Source organism: Pseudomonas sp. TUM25319 (genome assembly GCF_056388475.1).
In genome coordinates, this window is the sequence record NZ_CM150751.1 from 6,092,389 (window position 1) to 6,110,180 (window position 17,792).

A 17,792-nucleotide genomic window follows, 5' to 3' on the forward strand; every position below is an offset into this window, starting at 1 on the left:
GCTCATAAAGTGGTCGATTATAACCACACCCGGGCGCTGACGACAGGCAGCAGCGCAATGCCAGGGCGTCGTTTTCGCAAAACCGACGCCTGGCCTGCGCTGCCGGTCAGTGCAGCGCCTTGCGGGCGAAGTCCCGAGGACGGAAGCCGAACAGGAACAGGCTGCCGAAATAGGTCAGAACGCCAGCGACGATCAGAACGCCCAGGCGCAGGAAACGCATCAGCATGTCGCCATCGGCCCATGGCGGCATGAACAACAGGCCGACAATCAGGGCCGCAGACATCAATATCACCGCGATCACCAGCTTCAACAGGAATCGAGCCCAGCCTGGCTGGGGTTCGAACAGCCGTTGCTGACGCAACTTCCAGTACAGGAGCCCCGCATTGAGGCAGGCACCGACGCTGATCGCCAAGGCCAGGCCCGCGTGCTGCAACGGCCCGATGAACACCAGGTTGAGCAACTGGGTCGAAACCAGCGTGAAGATCGCGATCTTCACCGGCGTGCGAATGTTCTGCTGGGCGTAGAACCCGGGCGCCAGCACCTTGACCATGATGATGCCCAGCAACCCGACCGAGTAAGCGATCAACGCGCGCTGGGTCATCTGCGCATCGAAAGCGCTGAATTTGCCGTACTGGAACAGCGCCACTGTCAGCGGCTCGGACAGGATTGCCAAGGCCAGGGAACAGGGCAACACAAGGAGGAAGCACAGGCGCAGCCCCCAGTCGAGAATCTGCGAATACTGCTGGCGATCCTTGTTGGCGTAGGTCTTGGCCAGAGTCGGCAAGAGAATGGTGCCCAAGGCCACGCCCAGAACGCCCGAAGGCAACTCCATCAGGCGGTCCGCGTAATACATCCACGACACCGAGCCGGCTACCAGGAACGAGGCGAAGATCGTGTTGATGATCAGCGAGATCTGGCTCACCGAAACCCCGAGGATGGCCGGCAGCATCTGCTTGAGCACCCTCCAGACGCCGGTATCACGCAGATTGACCCGCGGCAGCACCAGCATGCCGATCTTCTTCAGATGCGGCAGCTGGTAAAGCAGCTGGAGCAGACCGCCTGCCAGCACTGCCCAGCCCAGGGCCATGATCGGCGGGTCAAAGTAAGGGGTGAGAACCAAGGCGAAGAAGATCATCGCGACATTGAGGAGCGTCGGCACGAACGCCGGTACCGAGAAGCGGTTCCAGGTATTGAGAATAGCGCCGGCCAGGGACGACAGCGAGATCAGCAATATATAAGGAAAGGTCACGCGCAGCAGGTCGGTGGTCAGCTGGAATTTCTCTTCGCTGTCGACGAACCCGGGAGCGGTCGCCCACACGATCCATGGCGCGGCCAGGACGCCCAGCGCGGTTACCAGCGCCAGTACCAGCGTCAACAGGCCGGCGACGTAGGCAATGAATGTGCGGGTCGCTTCCTCGCCCTGCTGGGTCTTGTATTCGGCAAGGATCGGCACGAACGCCTGGGAAAAGGCACCCTCGGCAAAGATCCTGCGCAGCAGATTGGGCAATTTGAAGGCAATGAAAAAGGCGTCGGTCGCAACCCCGGCACCGAAAATGCGGGCCAGAATCGTATCGCGCACAAAACCCAGCACACGCGACACCATGGTGATGGAGCTGACCGCAGCCAGGGACTTGAGGAGATTCATCGAAAGTTTTTCACGGCAGATAGATGAAGAGCAGGCCGAAAGCCATCCGGATATGCGATACTGCGCGCCGCGCAAAACAGGCAGCGCAAAAGCTCCCGAGTTTACAGGTCGTGCACCAGAAGGGAATCATCCCGATGGAGAGAATGACCATTGAGCGGAACCCCGCCCGTGGCCTTGACAACCGGTCAACTCATCGGCATGATTCGCGGCCTATTTTGTTTGCTATTTACCAAGTCTTTCGAGGAGCTCGACGGTGGCCAACTCACCTTCCGCCAAAAAACGTGCAAAACAGGCTGAGAAGCGTCGCAGCCACAACGCCAGCCTGCGTTCCATGGTCCGTACCTACATCAAGAACGTAGTCAAGGCCATCGACGCAAAAGACGCCGAAAAAGCGCAAGCTGCTTACATCCTGGCTGTACCTGTAATCGACCGTATGGCCGACAAAGGTATCATCCACAAGAACAAGGCTGCTCGCCATAAAGGCCGTCTGAATGGCCACATCAAGGCGCTGAAAGCTGCTGCCTAAGCGACAAGCTTGTTAAAAAACCGACCCTAGGGTCGGTTTTTTATTGCCTGTCGTTTAATGACGGCAAGCCTTTCAACCGAGCAGCCCAGGCGGAAAACCGCCCGGGCCGGATCGCGTTATTTACCGAGCGGGATCTTTGGCGCCCATTGCAGCCAGTCATCTTCTGCCTTGTCGAACAGCGCAAATGTCTGTTGCGGGAGGGCCTGCTTGCCCATCTGCTCGCCATCAGGCGTGGCAAATGCGATCCCGCCCTGGATCAGGGTTTCCAGCGACTCGGTGCGGATGGTTGCCCCCTTGAACAGCCCCAGTTCGAAACCGAAGCCACTGCTCTCCCAGAATCGGCTACCGCCGCGCACCAACGTCGCGTAGCGCGGCTCGATCAGGATGTGGATCAGTACGCGATCAGCCGTCTGCCCCAGCTCGAACCCCGTCACCTTGCCCACCGGAATCTCGCGATAGGTCACCGGCACACCCGGCTTGATGGACCCACGCCGGGGCGCACTCAACACCAACGCCAGACCCTCCTGGGGACCGACCACTTCAGGCTTTTCCGGTAACGCCACAAAGTCGCGCTGCGGCCCTCGATTGGTCGCGGCCGGCTGCACTTCCAGGTACTGGCCGGTGACCAGTGTTCCCAGGTTTTCCGTCTTGACGATGCCAAGTGCCGGCTTGACGACCCAGAACTGCGTTCCCACTCTCGCGATCCGGTCCGGAACCTCGGTAATACGCGCCTTGAGCAACACCGATTGGAGGTCGTCACTCAGATCAACGGCTTCGATCTTGCCGACGTCCAATCCCTTGAAGCGAATGGAGGTGCCGACTTTCAAGCCATCGGCATCAGCGACCCTGATGGTGATGGGCGTACCGGAGCGATTTGCCGCTTCCTGGTTCTCATGCAGACGGAAGGTCGGAATACGCCGCTTGAGCGGAACGTTAGGCACCGGCGTATCAAACGAAATCCCCCCTGCCATGAGACTCTGCAGCGACTCGCTCTTGATCTGGATACCCGACAAGCCACCTGTGAGCGTGATACCACTGGCATTCCAGAAGCGGGTCGAGCCGTTGACCAGCCCCGCGTATTCCGGCTCGATGTGCACACCGATCAACAGGCGCTTCTGCTGTTTGCGGGAGAATTGATAACTCTGCACCGTCCCCACCTTCACCTGCCGGTAGAGAATCGGACTTCCCACCTCCAACGAACCGAGATTGTCACTGAACAGCACCAGATGCAGGCCCGGCGCTTTCAGATCGAGCGGCGGCGCCTTGGCCCTGGCTTCGAACTCGCGCTGTGGCGAAGCTCCTTTGTCGCCGGGACGGATGGCAATGTAGTTACCCTTCACCAAGGCTTCCAGGCCGGTAATGCCCGCCAGCGAAATCGACGGCTTGACCACCCAGAACTGCGTTCCTTCGACCAGATAATCCTCTGCCAACGGGTCCAGAGTCAGCTCGGCCATCGCACTGTTCAGGTCACTCTCGACCTTGAGCGCCTTCAATGAGCCAACCTGGATGCCCTTGTACATCACCGGCGTACGACCCGCCTGCAGCCCCTCGAAATCCGTCAGCTTGACCTTCACGCGGATCCCGGCCTGCGCAGCGTCGAAATCCTCATACAACCGGAAAGGCAGGCTGGGATCAGTGGGCGGGCTGTCCTTGCGATGTTCTGGCGTGGCGAAAGCAATGCCGCCCGCGACGATGCTGGCAATAGACTCGCTGCGGATCTTGACCCCCGACAGGCTCGCGTCAACGCTGACACCACTGGCGTTCCAAAAGCGGGTGTGCTTACGGACGAGCGCCGCATAGGCCGGCTCGATGAAAACCTTGATTTCCACAGTGCCCTGGTCTTCGGCAAGCCGATAGCTCTTCACCCGTCCGACCTGGATCTGCTTGTAGAACACAGGGCTGTCGCGATTGAGTGAGCCGAGCCGATCTGCCTTGAGCGTGAGATGCAAGCCTGGCTCGCTGTCGGACAGCGGCGGCGCTTCCGGCAATGCGACAAAGCGCTTGGTAGGCTCACCATCGCCTGGACTGACAGCGATATAGTTCCCGGAAACCAGTGTTTCGAGGCCCGTGATACCCGCCAGCGTTACGCTCGGCTTGACCAACCAGAAACGCGTGTTGGTCAGTAGATGCGACTCGGCCGCCTGATTCATTTCAATGGTTGCGATGACACCGGTCCTGCTGCCCTCGGCGTCCAGCACCAGGCTCTTGACCTTACCGACAGGCATCCCTTTGTAGACGACTTCGGTCTTATTGGCGACGATGCCTTCGCCGCTCTCGAAGCGAACTTCGATGTTCACACCCGACTCTCGATAAGCCTGCCAGCCCAGCCAGCCACCAATCACGAGCGCGATCAGTGGCAGTATCCAGATGGCCGACCAATTCGAGGCTGGGCGGGTTTTAGCCGTAGGCAAATCACTCATGGTCGTCGTCCGACTCCGTGTTATCCCAAATCAGTCGGGGATCGAAAGTTACTGCTGCAAACATCGTCAGTATCACCACACTGGCAAAGGCCACCGCCCCCAGATTGGCTTCGACACTGGCAATGCGTCCAAAGTTGACCACCGCCACCAGAATGGCGATGACGAAAATATCGAGCATCGACCAACGCCCGATGAACTCGATGAAACGGTACATCAGGATCCGCTGCCGAGCCGATAGCGGTTGGTGCCGCTGCACCGAATAAAGCAGCAAGGCGATGCCGACCAATTTGAACGTGGGCACCAGGATACTGGCAATGAATACCACGGCCGCGATAGGCAACATGCCATGCTTCATCAGAGTGATAACCCCCGACATGATGGTATCGGGACTTCCCTGCCCCAGCGTACTGACCGTCATGATCGGCAGCATGTTGGCCGGGATATACAGAATTGCCGCGGTGATGAGCAACGCCCAGGTCCTGGCGAGACTGTTCGGGCGGCGAGCATGTACCAGCGCACCGCAGCGAGTGCAAGTCTGTACCGTGGTATCAGGCTCCTGACGATTGAGTTCATGGCACTCGCAGCAGATCAGGATTCCAGCATCAATCGCCCGCATGCACGTCCTCCCCGGATAACGCCACCCAGACCTGATGCGGTGACATCACCACCTCCAGCCAGACCTGAACCAGCAATAAACTGATAAAGCAGGCCAGACCCAAGCCGAGACTCAATTCGGCGAGGTCGACCAATTTGACGATCGCCACCAGAACGCCCATGAGATAGACCTCGAGCATGCCCCAGTCACGCAAGTGGTGATAAATGCGATAAAGCAGCAACCCGTAACTCCTGCCGATATTCCAGCGGATGCTCAGCAGGACAGCGAGCTGGCACAGCAACTTGAGCAGCGGGATGGCCATGCTGCAGAGAAACACCACCACGGCGATCCCCTTCATGCCGCTCTCATACAGTCCAAGCACTCCGCTCCAGACCGTGTCGTCGGAGCTCTGCCCTAACAAGTGGAGCTGCATGATCGGCAAGAAGTTCGCCGGCACGTACAGCAGTAAAGCAGCGAGGACCAACGCCAGGCTCCGCTCGACCACTTTGTGCCGATGAGCATAGAGCTCGTATCCGCAGCGCGGGCATAGGGCCTTCTCATCCCTCTTCAATACTGGCCGACGCATCAGCAGGTCGCATTCGTGGCAAGCAACCAACTGATCCAGAGGCAGGGTCTCGAGGGGGGGAGATTCGGCGGAATCAGACATAGAAGTTTTCTGAGTAGCAGGCGTCGGAGTCTATTCTAGTGCCCTTACTTCCGATTGTGGGAGCAAGCGCAGCTACAGGTGCTGTTTCACTGAATCGCTCAAGTCGCGGTAACCACGATTTCCGAGCCAAAGACAAAACCCCTACCTGCGTATGCAGATAGGGGTTTCGGAATTTAATCTTGACGATGACCTACTCTCACATGGAGAAGCCCCACACTACCATCGGCGATGCATCGTTTCACTGCTGAGTTCGGGATGGGATCAGGTGGTTCCAATGCTCTATGGTCGTCAAGAAATTCTGTGTGCCAACTCGTCTTTCGACGCTTCGGCAAATCGGGTATGTGATGTTTGTGGGTTCACGAATCTTCGGTTCATTCGTCTTCACCACCACAATCCGGCTTCCGCGCAGATTGCTTGGGTGTTATATGGTCAAGCCTCACGGGCAATTAGTATTGGTTAGCTCAACGCCTCACAGCGCTTACACACCCAACCTATCAACGTCGTAGTCTTCGACGGCCCTTCAGGGAGCTCAAGGCTCCAGTGAGATCTCATCTTGAGGCAAGTTTCCCGCTTAGATGCTTTCAGCGGTTATCTCTTCCGAACATAGCTACCCGGCAATGCCACTGGCGTGACAACCGGAACACCAGAGGTTCGTCCACTCCGGTCCTCTCGTACTAGGAGCAGCCCCTCTCAAATCTCAAACGTCCACGGCAGATAGGGACCGAACTGTCTCACGACGTTCTAAACCCAGCTCGCGTACCACTTTAAATGGCGAACAGCCATACCCTTGGGACCGGCTTCAGCCCCAGGATGTGATGAGCCGACATCGAGGTGCCAAACACCGCCGTCGATATGAACTCTTGGGCGGTATCAGCCTGTTATCCCCGGAGTACCTTTTATCCGTTGAGCGATGGCCCTTCCATACAGAACCACCGGATCACTAAGACCTACTTTCGTACCTGCTCGACGTGTCTGTCTCGCAGTCAAGCGCGCTTTTGCCTTTATACTCTACGACCGATTTCCGACCGGTCTGAGCGCACCTTCGTACTCCTCCGTTACTCTTTAGGAGGAGACCGCCCCAGTCAAACTACCCACCATACACTGTCCTCGATCCGGATAACGGACCTGAGTTAGAACCTCAAAGTTGCCAGGGTGGTATTTCAAGGATGGCTCCACGCGAACTGGCGTCCACGCTTCAAAGCCTCCCACCTATCCTACACAAGCAAATTCAAAGTCCAGTGCAAAGCTATAGTAAAGGTTCACGGGGTCTTTCCGTCTAGCCGCGGATACACTGCATCTTCACAGCGATTTCAATTTCACTGAGTCTCGGGTGGAGACAGCGCCGCCATCGTTACGCCATTCGTGCAGGTCGGAACTTACCCGACAAGGAATTTCGCTACCTTAGGACCGTTATAGTTACGGCCGCCGTTTACCGGGGCTTCGATCAAGAGCTTCGCGTTAGCTAACCCCATCAATTAACCTTCCGGCACCGGGCAGGCGTCACACCCTATACGTCCACTTTCGTGTTTGCAGAGTGCTGTGTTTTTAATAAACAGTCGCAGCGGCCTGGTATCTTCGACCGACATGGGCTTACGGAGCAAGTCCTTCACCCTCGCCGGCGCACCTTCTCCCGAAGTTACGGTGCCATTTTGCCTAGTTCCTTCACCCGAGTTCTCTCAAGCGCCTTGGTATTCTCTACCCAACCACCTGTGTCGGTTTGGGGTACGGTTCCCGGTTATCTGAAGCTTAGAAGCTTTTCTTGGAAGCATGGCATCAACCACTTCGCGCTCTAGGAGCGCTCGTCATCAGCTCTCGGCCTTGAGATCCCGGATTTACCTAAGATCTCAGCCTACCACCTTAAACTTGGACAACCAACGCCAAGCTGGCCTAGCCTTCTCCGTCCCTCCATCGCAATAACCGGAAGTACAGGAATATTAACCTGTTTTCCATCGACTACGCTTTTCAGCCTCGCCTTAGGGACCGACTAACCCTGCGTCGATTAACGTTGCGCAGGAAACCTTGGTCTTTCGGCGTGGGTGTTTTTCACACCCATTGTCGTTACTCATGTCAGCATTCGCACTTCTGATACCTCCAGCAAGCTTCTCAACTCACCTTCACAGGCTTACAGAACGCTCCTCTACCGCATCACCTAAGTGATACCCGTAGCTTCGGTGTATGGTTTGAGCCCCGTTACATCTTCCGCGCAGGCCGACTCGACTAGTGAGCTATTACGCTTTCTTTAAAGGGTGGCTGCTTCTAAGCCAACCTCCTAGCTGTCTAAGCCTTCCCACATCGTTTCCCACTTAACCATAACTTTGGGACCTTAGCTGACGGTCTGGGTTGTTTCCCTTTTCACGACGGACGTTAGCACCCGCCGTGTGTCTCCCATGCTCGGCACTTCCAGGTATTCGGAGTTTGCATCGGTTTGGTAAGTCGGGATGACCCCCTAGCCGAAACAGTGCTCTACCCCCTGGAGTGATACATGAGGCGCTACCTAAATAGCTTTCGAGGAGAACCAGCTATCTCCGAGCTTGATTAGCCTTTCACTCCGATCCACAGGTCATCCGCTAACTTTTCAACGGTAGTCGGTTCGGTCCTCCAGTCAGTGTTACCTAACCTTCAACCTGCCCATGGATAGATCGCCCGGTTTCGGGTCTATACCCAGCGACTAAACGCCCTATTAAGACTCGCTTTCGCTACGCCTCCCCTATTCGGTTAAGCTCGCCACTGAATATAAGTCGCTGACCCATTATACAAAAGGTACGCAGTCACCTAACAAAGTAGGCTCCCACTGCTTGTACGCATACGGTTTCAGGTTCTATTTCACTCCCCTCTCCGGGGTTCTTTTCGCCTTTCCCTCACGGTACTGGTTCACTATCGGTCAGTCAGTAGTATTTAGCCTTGGAGGATGGTCCCCCCATATTCAGACAAAGTTTCTCGTGCTCCGTCCTACTCGATTTCATTGACAAGAGATTTTCGTGTACGGGGCTATCACCCACTATGGCGGCACTTTCCAGAGCCTTCCACTAATCTCAAATCAACTTAAGGGCTAGTCCCCGTTCGCTCGCCACTACTAAGGGAATCTCGGTTGATTTCTTTTCCTCAGGGTACTTAGATGTTTCAGTTCCCCTGGTTCGCCTCTTGCACCTATGTATTCAGTGCAAGATAACCATCTTGTGATGGCTGGGTTCCCCCATTCAGAGATCTCCGGATCAAAGTCTGTTTGCCGACTCCCCGAAGCTTATCGCAGGCTACCACGTCTTTCATCGCCTCTGACTGCCAAGGCATCCACCGTATGCGCTTCTTCACTTGACCATATAACCCCAAGCAATCTGGTTATACTGTGAAGACGACATTCGCCGAAAATTCATGAAAACTCACAAATTTTACCTTAGCCTGACAAAACACCAGTGAAAGTGCTTCATCAGTCTTTCTATCACATACCCAAATTTTTAAAGAACGATTCTGATAAAGATCAGAAATCAATATTCGAGCCGAATATTCATTTCTAAGCTTTGACAGGAAACAGTGGATGGTGGAGCCAAGCGGGATCGAACCGCTGACCTCCTGCGTGCAAGGCAGGCGCTCTCCCAGCTGAGCTATGGCCCCAACAAGAAACTGGTGGGTCTGGGCAGATTCGAACTGCCGACCTCACCCTTATCAGGGGTGCGCTCTAACCAACTGAGCTACAGACCCAGTTAAGAGCTGTTACCGTAATCGTCTTCTTCAAGGAATCAAGCAATTCGTGTGGGAGCTCATGATACGGCTGATGTCGTCGATTAAGGAGGTGATCCAGCCGCAGGTTCCCCTACGGCTACCTTGTTACGACTTCACCCCAGTCATGAATCACACCGTGGTAACCGTCCTCCCGAAGGTTAGACTAGCTACTTCTGGTGCAACCCACTCCCATGGTGTGACGGGCGGTGTGTACAAGGCCCGGGAACGTATTCACCGCGACATTCTGATTCGCGATTACTAGCGATTCCGACTTCACGCAGTCGAGTTGCAGACTGCGATCCGGACTACGATCGGTTTTGTGAGATTAGCTCCACCTCGCGGCTTGGCAACCCTCTGTACCGACCATTGTAGCACGTGTGTAGCCCAGGCCGTAAGGGCCATGATGACTTGACGTCATCCCCACCTTCCTCCGGTTTGTCACCGGCAGTCTCCTTAGAGTGCCCACCATTACGTGCTGGTAACTAAGGACAAGGGTTGCGCTCGTTACGGGACTTAACCCAACATCTCACGACACGAGCTGACGACAGCCATGCAGCACCTGTGTCAGAGTTCCCGAAGGCACCAATCCATCTCTGGAAAGTTCTCTGCATGTCAAGGCCTGGTAAGGTTCTTCGCGTTGCTTCGAATTAAACCACATGCTCCACCGCTTGTGCGGGCCCCCGTCAATTCATTTGAGTTTTAACCTTGCGGCCGTACTCCCCAGGCGGTCAACTTAATGCGTTAGCTGCGCCACTAAAGTCTCAAGGACCCCAACGGCTAGTTGACATCGTTTACGGCGTGGACTACCAGGGTATCTAATCCTGTTTGCTCCCCACGCTTTCGCACCTCAGTGTCAGTATCAGTCCAGGTGGTCGCCTTCGCCACTGGTGTTCCTTCCTATATCTACGCATTTCACCGCTACACAGGAAATTCCACCACCCTCTACCATACTCTAGCTCGCCAGTTTTGGATGCAGTTCCCAGGTTGAGCCCGGGGATTTCACATCCAACTTAACGAACCACCTACGCGCGCTTTACGCCCAGTAATTCCGATTAACGCTTGCACCCTCTGTATTACCGCGGCTGCTGGCACAGAGTTAGCCGGTGCTTATTCTGTCGGTAACGTCAAAACAGCAAGGTATTAGCTTACTGCCCTTCCTCCCAACTTAAAGTGCTTTACAATCCGAAGACCTTCTTCACACACGCGGCATGGCTGGATCAGGCTTTCGCCCATTGTCCAATATTCCCCACTGCTGCCTCCCGTAGGAGTCTGGACCGTGTCTCAGTTCCAGTGTGACTGATCATCCTCTCAGACCAGTTACGGATCGTCGCCTTGGTGAGCCATTACCTCACCAACTAGCTAATCCGACCTAGGCTCATCTGATAGCGCAAGGCCCGAAGGTCCCCTGCTTTCTCCCGTAGGACGTATGCGGTATTAGCGTTCCTTTCGAAACGTTGTCCCCCACTACCAGGCAGATTCCTAGGTATTACTCACCCGTCCGCCGCTGAATCGAAGAGCAAGCTCTTCTCATCCGCTCGACTTGCATGTGTTAGGCCTGCCGCCAGCGTTCAATCTGAGCCATGATCAAACTCTTCAGTTCAATACTGCTTGGGTTTTGAGAAAACCCTAAACTTGGCTCAGCAATCTCAAAATGAACTATTTCGATTTCTCGTATAGTCACTTGTGATGCTGATAATCTTTTTGACTATCAGTCCATTATCACAAGCACCCACACGAATTGCTTGATTCGATTGTTAAAGAGCGTTTGGTTAAGAGCGTTTCGTCTCAACCGAGGCGCGCATTCTACGCTTTCCTCTAAGTCTGTCAAGCGTTTATTTTGAAGTCTTTCAGAATTTCTCGTTCAACTTCAAACACTTGACTCGCTGCGATCTCTCTCAGCGGGAGGCGAATTCTACAGCGTTACAACCTGCTGTCAACTGCCTTTTTTGACCGCTTCCGATGAAGACCGGAGCACTTCCGATACTACCTGGAACGCTTAACTCGTTGAATCTCAAGGAGTTTTTCGTTCCGACTGCGCCGGAAGTGGGGCGAATTATAGAGAGATTAAATGGGGCGTCAACACTTATTTAAACTTTTGTTACCGAGCCAGCCTTTCGCCCCGAAAAACGGGGTATTCGCCGGGCAATAGCGGGCACCCGCAACAACAACAGCCCCACGCCTGCCGACGCATAAATGGCCCATTCCTTGAGATCAGCCCGCACGATCCACAGAAAATGCAGGAGTCCGAGCCCCAGAATCACGTACACCAGCTTATGCAGGCGCTTCCAGCGAGCACCCAGCCGGCGCTGACTGAAACGGTTCGAGGTCGCAGCCAGACTGATCAACCCCAGAAAACCCAGCACGCCCACAATAATGTAGGGACGCTTGCGCAGCTCAACCGAAAGCTGCCCCCAGTCGAGCCCCAGGATAAAGAAGAGGTACGCACTCAAATGCAGTGCGATGTAGGCGAAGGACCACAACCCGAGTTGTCTCCGAACCACGATCCAGCCAGACCAGCCGGTCAGCCGCTGCAGCGGGGTCATGCCAAGGGTGATCAATAGAAAGATCAGCCCTCCCAGACCGAGGCGATCCACCAGCACCTTGCCTGGGTCAGGCCCCAGCGCAAAGATCCAGGCCTGGTACAGCCACAGCAACGGCCATACACACGCCAACACGAAGATGCAAAAGCGCAGCAGTGGATAACGCATCAGTAGTTTTTCCGAAGATCCAGACCGGTATAGAGCGCCGCCACTTCCTCGCCGTAACCATTGAACATCTGGGTGTCACGAACATTCGGACTGAACAGGCCACTTGGAAGACGTCGCTCCCGCGCTTGCGTCCAGCGCGGGTGGTCTACTGTCGGGTTCACGTTGGCGTAGAAACCGTATTCCTCGGGAGCAATCTGCTGCCAGGTGGTTTTTGGCTGCTCACTGACCAGACTGATACGAACGATGGACTTGATGCTCTTGAAGCCGTACTTCCAGGGCACGACCAGACGCAAAGGCGCACCATTCTGATTAGGCAGCTCCCGGCCATACATTCCCACCGCCATTATCGCCAACGGGTTCATCGCCTCATCCAGGCGCAGCCCTTCTACATAAGGCCAGTCAATCAGGGCGAAGCCAGAGCGCTGCCCAGGCATGTGCTTCGGATCCTGAAGCGTTTCGAAATGTATGTACTTCGCGTTCGACGTCGGCTCTACCTGCTTGAGCAAAGCGGAAAGCGGAAAGCCTAACCAGGGAATGACCATCGACCACGCTTCTACGCAGCGTAACCGGTAGATCCTTTCCTCCAGTTGATAGGGCTTCATGAAGTCTTCAAGCGCATACCGCCCGGGCTTGCCCACCTCACCATCGATCACCACGGTCCAGGGAGCGGTAGGCAGTGCACCCGCGTTTTCAGCGGGATCCCCCTTGTCGGCTCCAAACTCATAGAAGTTGTTGTAGTGGGTGGCGTCCTTGAACGGTGTTATCGCTTCGCCTTCGACGGTGACGGCCTGCCAGCGAGTCGCCGCCAGCTTCTCCGTGAACCAGGCAGGCGCAGCACCCTTCTCTACATCGGCATAGCGCGACACGTCATCCGCCGCCAACGCCCATCGGGGCAAGCTCGCAGCAGCCAAACCGGCTGCGGCGCCACCCAACAGGCTTCGACGAGAAACGTAGATCGACTCAGGCGTGACCTCCGACTCTGAGCAGTCGGAGGCCCGGGGGAACTTGATCAGCATGATGACTCCGCAGAACTGCAGGACAGATGCAGCAGTAGACTACGGAGTCGGGCGGAAATTACATCCCTACTCCGCGTTTTTACGACGACGGATACGCAGCAGGTACTGGGCAGGTCCCGAAGCGGCGTAAGCAAGGAACACCAGCAGCAGTGTACGCGGCGGATCGCTGAACACCACGGCGAAAACCAGCACCACGGCGAGGATCGCAACGAACGGTACGCGCCCCTTGAGATCCAGTTCCTTGAAGCTGTTGTACTTGATATTGCTGACCATCAGCATGCCAGCACCAGCAACCAGCAGCGCCACCAGGAACGACAGCTTCGACCCCTGGATCCCGAAGTCACTGAACGCCCATACCGTACCCGCCACCACGCCAGCGGCAGCCGGGCTGGCCAGGCCGATGAAATAGCGTTTGTCAGCTTTGCCGACCTGGGTATTGAAGCGCGCCAGACGCAGGGCCGCGCCTGCCACATAGATGAAGGCGACCATCCAGCCGACCTTGCCCATATCGCCCAATGCCCAGCCGAAAGCCAGAAGCGCCGGGGCTACACCAAAGGCAACCATATCCGACAGCGAGTCGTATTCGGCGCCAAAGGCGCTCTGGGTATTGGTCATCCGCGCTACGCGACCATCCAGGCCATCGAGCACCATGGCAACGAAAATGGCGATGGCGGCGAACGCAAAGTACTTGCTCGCCTCGGCCGAGTCACCGGCACTGAGGGCGGCCTGAGCGCTCATCGAGTTGATGATGGAATAGAAACCGGCAAACAGGTTGGCGGTGGTGAAAAGGTTAGGCAGCAGATAGATGCCGCGGTGACGGACTTTGCGTCCTTCGGCGTCATGCCCTTCTTCAACATGCTCATCGATAGGTAGCAGGCTTTCGGCGTCAGAGGCCTTGTTCGGCTCTTCGGGACGTTCGCTCATGGACATTACCTTGCAACGGTGTGGAAAGTTTCGACAAAGGTTCGCGACGAGGGTTCGCCGACAAACGGATGGGGAAGCTTATACCAGAACCTGACCCCCGAAATGAAAAAACGCGGCCGAAGCCGCGTTTTCATCGCATCAGGACCAATCAGTTCTTGGTCTTGTCGACGATTTTGTTTGCCGAGATCCAAGGCATCATCGAACGCAGTTGCTCACCGATGACTTCGATGCCGTGGGCAGCGTTGTTACGACGCTTGGCGGTCATCGATGGGTAGTTGGTAGCACCTTCGCTGATGAACATCTTCGCGTACTCGCCGTCCTGGATGCGCTTCAGAGCGTTGCGCATGGCCTTGCGGGATTCTTCGTTGATGACTTCAGGACCGGTCACGTACTCGCCGTACTCGGCGTTGTTGGAGATCGAGTAGTTCATGTTGGCGATACCGCCTTCGTACATGAGGTCAACGATCAGCTTCAGTTCGTGCAGGCACTCGAAGTAGGCCATTTCTGGCGCGTAGCCAGCTTCGACCAGGGTTTCGAAACCGGCCTTGACCAGCTCGACAGTACCGCCACACAGAACGGCTTGCTCGCCGAACAGGTCGGTTTCGGTCTCGTCCTTGAAGGTGGTTTCGATGATGCCGGTACGACCACCGCCAACGCCGGCAGCGTAGGACAGTGCGACGTTCTTGGCGTTGCCCGAAGCGTCCTGGTAGACGGCGATCAGGTCAGGGATGCCGCCGCCCTTGACGAACTCGGAGCGAACGGTGTGGCCCGGGGCCTTCGGCGCGATCATGATCACGTCGAGGTCAGCACGCGGAACGACCTGGTTGTAGTGAATCGAGAAGCCGTGGGAGAAGGCCAGGGTAGCGCCTTGCTTGATGTTCGGCTCGATTTCGTTCTTGTACAGGGTGCCCTGGAATTCGTCTGGAGTCAGGATCATGACCAGGTCGGCAGCAGCGACGGCGGTAGCGACGTCAGCGACTTTCAGGCCATGGGCTTCAGCCTTGGCAACGGTAGCCGAACCTTTACGCAGACCGACGGTGACATCCACACCGGAGTCCTTCAGGTTGCACGCCTGAGCGTGGCCCTGGGAGCCGTAACCGATGATGGCAACTTTCTTGCCCTGGATGATCGAGAGATCGCAGTCTTTGTCGTAGAAAACTTTCATGAAATACCCCTGGTTATCTCGGCCTTGTTCAGGCCATTCGCTAATTTTGTCTTAGATGCTCAGCACTTTGTCGCCACGGGCAATGCCGGTGACACCGCTACGCACGGTTTCCAGAATGGACGCTGTGCCGATTGCCTGAATGAAGCTGTCGAGCTTGTCGCTGGTACCGGTCAGTTGAACGGTGTACACGCTGGCGCTGACGTCGACGATCTGCCCACGATAGATATCGGTGGTGCGCTTGATCTCGGCCCGCTGGGCGCCAGTGGCTTTCACCTTGACCAGCATCAGTTCGCGCTCGATATGAGCACTTTCCGACAGGTCGACCAGTTTGACCACCTCAACCAGTTTGTTCAGGTTCTTGGTGATCTGCTCGATCACCTCATCGTGGCCAACCGTGGTCAGCGTCAGACGCGACAGGGTCGGATCTTCCGTCGGCGCTACGGTCAGGCTTTCGATGTTGTAGTTGCGTTGCGAGAACAAGCCGACGACGCGAGACAAGGCACCGGGTTCGTTTTCCAACAGCAGGGAAATAATGTGCCGCATATTAGGTCCGCTCCGTCTTGCTCAGCCACATGTCGCGCATCGAACCGTCCTTGATCTGCATCGGGTAGACGTGTTCGCTGTTGTCGACCTGGATATCGATGAACACCAGGCGATCCTTCAGTGCGAAGGCTTCTTCGAGCTTGGGCTTGAGGTCCTTCAGACTGGTGATGCGGATACCCACATGACCATAGGCCTCGGCCAGCTTGACGAAGTCAGGCAGCGATTCCATGTAGGAGTGCGAGTGACGGCTGTTGTAGGCCATGTCCTGCCACTGGCGAACCATGCCCAGTACGCCGTTGTTCAGGTTGACGATCTTGACCGGCAGGTCGTACTGCAGGCAGGTCGACAGTTCCTGGATGTTCATCTGGATGCTGCCTTCGCCGGTCACGCACGCAACGTCGCTGTCCGGGAAGTTGAGCTTGACGCCCATGGCCGCGGGGAAACCGAAGCCCATGGTGCCCAGGCCACCGGAGTTGATCCAGCGGTTCGGCTTGTTGAAGCGGTAGTACTGCGCCGCGAACATCTGGTGCTGGCCAACGTCCGAGGTGACGAAGGCGTCGCCGCCTGTCACTTCGCACAGCGTCTCGATAACGGTCTGCGGCTTGATGACGCTGCCGTCACCCTTGTCATAAGGGAACAGGCCACGGTCGCCACGCCACTCTTCGATCTGCTTCCACCACGCGTCGATAGCCGCTTTCTCCGGCTTCTCGCCGATTTCGCGGACGGCTGCCAGCATTTCGGTCAGCACGCTCTCGACCGGACCGACGATCGGGACGTCAGCCTTGATGGTCTTGGAAATGGACGCCGGATCGATGTCGATGTGGATGACCTTGGCGTTCGGGCAGAACTTGGCCGGGCCATTCACTACGCGGTCATCGAAGCGGGCGCCGACAGCCAGGATCACGTCGGCATGGTGCATCGCCAGGTTGGCGGTGTAGCTGCCGTGCATGCCCAGCATGCCGATGAACTGACGATCGGTGCCCGGATAGCCGCCCAAGCCCATCAGGGTGTTGGTCACCGGCACGTTCAGCAGTTGCGCCAGTTCGGTCAGCGGCTCGGAACCACCGCCGAGAATAACGCCACCACCGGCATAGATGATTGGACGCTTGGCCGCGAGAATCATCTCCGCCGCTTTGCGGATCTGACCGGAGTGACCACGTACAGCCGGGCTGTAGGAGCGCAGCTTGACCTTCTTCGGATAGACGTACTCGAACTTCTCGGCCGGGTTGGTCATGTCTTTCGGAATGTCGACGACGACCGGACCAGGACGACCGGACTGCGCCAGATAGAAGGCTTTTTTCAGGACTTCAGGAATTTCCGAGGCATGCTTGATCATGAAGCTGTGCTTCACGATCGGCCGGGAAATACCGATCATGTCGGTTTCCTGGAAGGCATCGGTGCCGACCATGGTGCTTGGCACCTGACCGGACAGGATGACCATCGGGATGGAGTCCATGTAGGCGGTGGCAATACCGGTAATGGCATTGGTCGCCCCCGGACCGGAGGTCACCAGTACCACGCCGGCCTTGCCGGTGGCACGGGCATAGCCGTCCGCCATATGGGTCGCTGCCTGCTCGTGACGAACCAGGATGTGATTCACCTCGGGTTCTTTGAACAGAGCATCGTAAACATGAAGAAGAGCACCGCCCGGGTACCCATAGATGTGCTTAACGCCTTCGTCACGCAAGAAGCGGACGACCATTTCAGCGCCAGATAAAAGCTCCACGTTGTTCACCTCTAAAACGCCAGAATACCGTCCACTCCGGAACGGGTCTTAATAGGTTTACTGCCAAGCAGAGCATGAGCGACAGAGTCGCCGACTACGTCAGCACTGACTGAGCAAGTATTGGGAGCGCCCCAAAGTGT

11 protein-coding genes, 2 tRNA genes and 3 rRNA genes are annotated in these 17,792 nt (G+C 56.4%); 1 reads left to right on the top strand and 15 read right to left on the bottom strand.

Translation table 11 applies throughout. The features are described 5' to 3' along the window. Positions 1 to 106: 106 nt before the first annotated feature. Entirely contained in the window at positions 107 to 1,645 is a 1,539-nt protein-coding gene (gene murJ / locus AC05QJ_RS27495; protein ID WP_476744365.1) for a murein biosynthesis integral membrane protein MurJ, read from the bottom strand. Positions 1,646 to 1,898: 253 nt separating this feature from the next. Here murJ and rpsT point away from each other — a divergent pair, with 253 nt between their 5' ends. Then, entirely contained in the window at positions 1,899 to 2,171 is a 273-nt protein-coding gene (gene rpsT, locus AC05QJ_RS27500) for a 30S ribosomal protein S20 (RefSeq protein WP_009403531.1), read from the top strand. A 116-nt stretch (positions 2,172 to 2,287) separates the two neighbouring features. Here rpsT and AC05QJ_RS27505 read toward each other — a convergent pair whose 3' ends face one another. From AC05QJ_RS27505 to AC05QJ_RS27570, 14 genes are all read right to left on the bottom strand, one after another. Next, on the bottom strand, positions 2,288 to 4,591 hold the full coding sequence (locus tag AC05QJ_RS27505; protein ID WP_476744366.1) for a PqiB family protein: 2,304 nt from the start codon (positions 4,589 to 4,591) through the stop codon (positions 2,288 to 2,290). Then, positions 4,584 to 5,207 (bottom strand): paraquat-inducible protein A, encoded by a 624-nt coding sequence (locus AC05QJ_RS27510; protein WP_476744367.1) that lies wholly within the window; start codon positions 5,205 to 5,207, stop codon positions 4,584 to 4,586. The genes AC05QJ_RS27505 and AC05QJ_RS27510 overlap by 8 nt, the downstream gene beginning before the upstream one ends. Further along, positions 5,194 to 5,853, bottom strand: coding sequence for a paraquat-inducible protein A (locus AC05QJ_RS27515; RefSeq protein WP_476744368.1), 660 nt, complete (start codon positions 5,851 to 5,853; stop codon positions 5,194 to 5,196). The genes AC05QJ_RS27510 and AC05QJ_RS27515 overlap by 14 nt, the downstream gene beginning before the upstream one ends. Positions 5,854 to 6,030: 177 nt before the next feature. Further along, a 5S ribosomal RNA gene (gene rrf, locus AC05QJ_RS27520) occupies positions 6,031 to 6,146 on the bottom strand. A gap of 132 nt (positions 6,147 to 6,278) precedes the next feature. Then, positions 6,279 to 9,168: ribosomal RNA gene (locus AC05QJ_RS27525) — 23S ribosomal RNA — on the bottom strand. A 218-nt stretch (positions 9,169 to 9,386) separates the two neighbouring features. After that, positions 9,387 to 9,462, bottom strand: a tRNA-Ala gene (locus AC05QJ_RS27530). 10 nt (positions 9,463 to 9,472) lie between these two features. After that, positions 9,473 to 9,549: transfer RNA gene (locus tag AC05QJ_RS27535), tRNA-Ile, on the bottom strand. Positions 9,550 to 9,633: 84 nt separating this feature from the next. Next, positions 9,634 to 11,170, bottom strand: a 16S ribosomal RNA gene (locus tag AC05QJ_RS27540). The 16S, 23S and 5S rRNA genes sit together here with 2 tRNA genes alongside, the layout of an rRNA operon. A gap of 487 nt (positions 11,171 to 11,657) precedes the next feature. Then, complete coding sequence (gene msrQ / locus AC05QJ_RS27545) at positions 11,658 to 12,278, bottom strand: protein-methionine-sulfoxide reductase heme-binding subunit MsrQ (protein ID WP_476744369.1); 621 nt, start codon at positions 12,276 to 12,278, stop codon at positions 11,658 to 11,660. Then, a complete protein-coding gene (gene msrP, locus AC05QJ_RS27550) occupies positions 12,278 to 13,294 on the bottom strand; it encodes a protein-methionine-sulfoxide reductase catalytic subunit MsrP (protein ID WP_476744370.1) in 1,017 nt (338 codons plus the stop codon). The genes msrQ and msrP overlap by 1 nt, the downstream gene beginning before the upstream one ends. A gap of 66 nt (positions 13,295 to 13,360) precedes the next feature. Beyond that, positions 13,361 to 14,218 (bottom strand): CDP-diacylglycerol--serine O-phosphatidyltransferase, encoded by an 858-nt coding sequence (gene pssA, locus AC05QJ_RS27555; protein WP_476744371.1) that lies wholly within the window; start codon positions 14,216 to 14,218, stop codon positions 13,361 to 13,363. Between the two features lie 148 nt (positions 14,219 to 14,366). Then, on the bottom strand, positions 14,367 to 15,383 hold the full coding sequence (ilvC, locus tag AC05QJ_RS27560) for a ketol-acid reductoisomerase (RefSeq protein WP_476744372.1): 1,017 nt from the start codon (positions 15,381 to 15,383) through the stop codon (positions 14,367 to 14,369). A gap of 51 nt (positions 15,384 to 15,434) precedes the next feature. Then, positions 15,435 to 15,926, bottom strand: coding sequence for an acetolactate synthase small subunit (ilvN, locus tag AC05QJ_RS27565; RefSeq protein WP_042125802.1), 492 nt, complete (start codon positions 15,924 to 15,926; stop codon positions 15,435 to 15,437). Position 15,927: 1 nt separating this feature from the next. Beyond that, positions 15,928 to 17,652, bottom strand: coding sequence for an acetolactate synthase 3 large subunit (locus AC05QJ_RS27570; RefSeq protein WP_476744373.1), 1,725 nt, complete (start codon positions 17,650 to 17,652; stop codon positions 15,928 to 15,930). Positions 17,653 to 17,792: the final 140 nt, after the last annotated feature.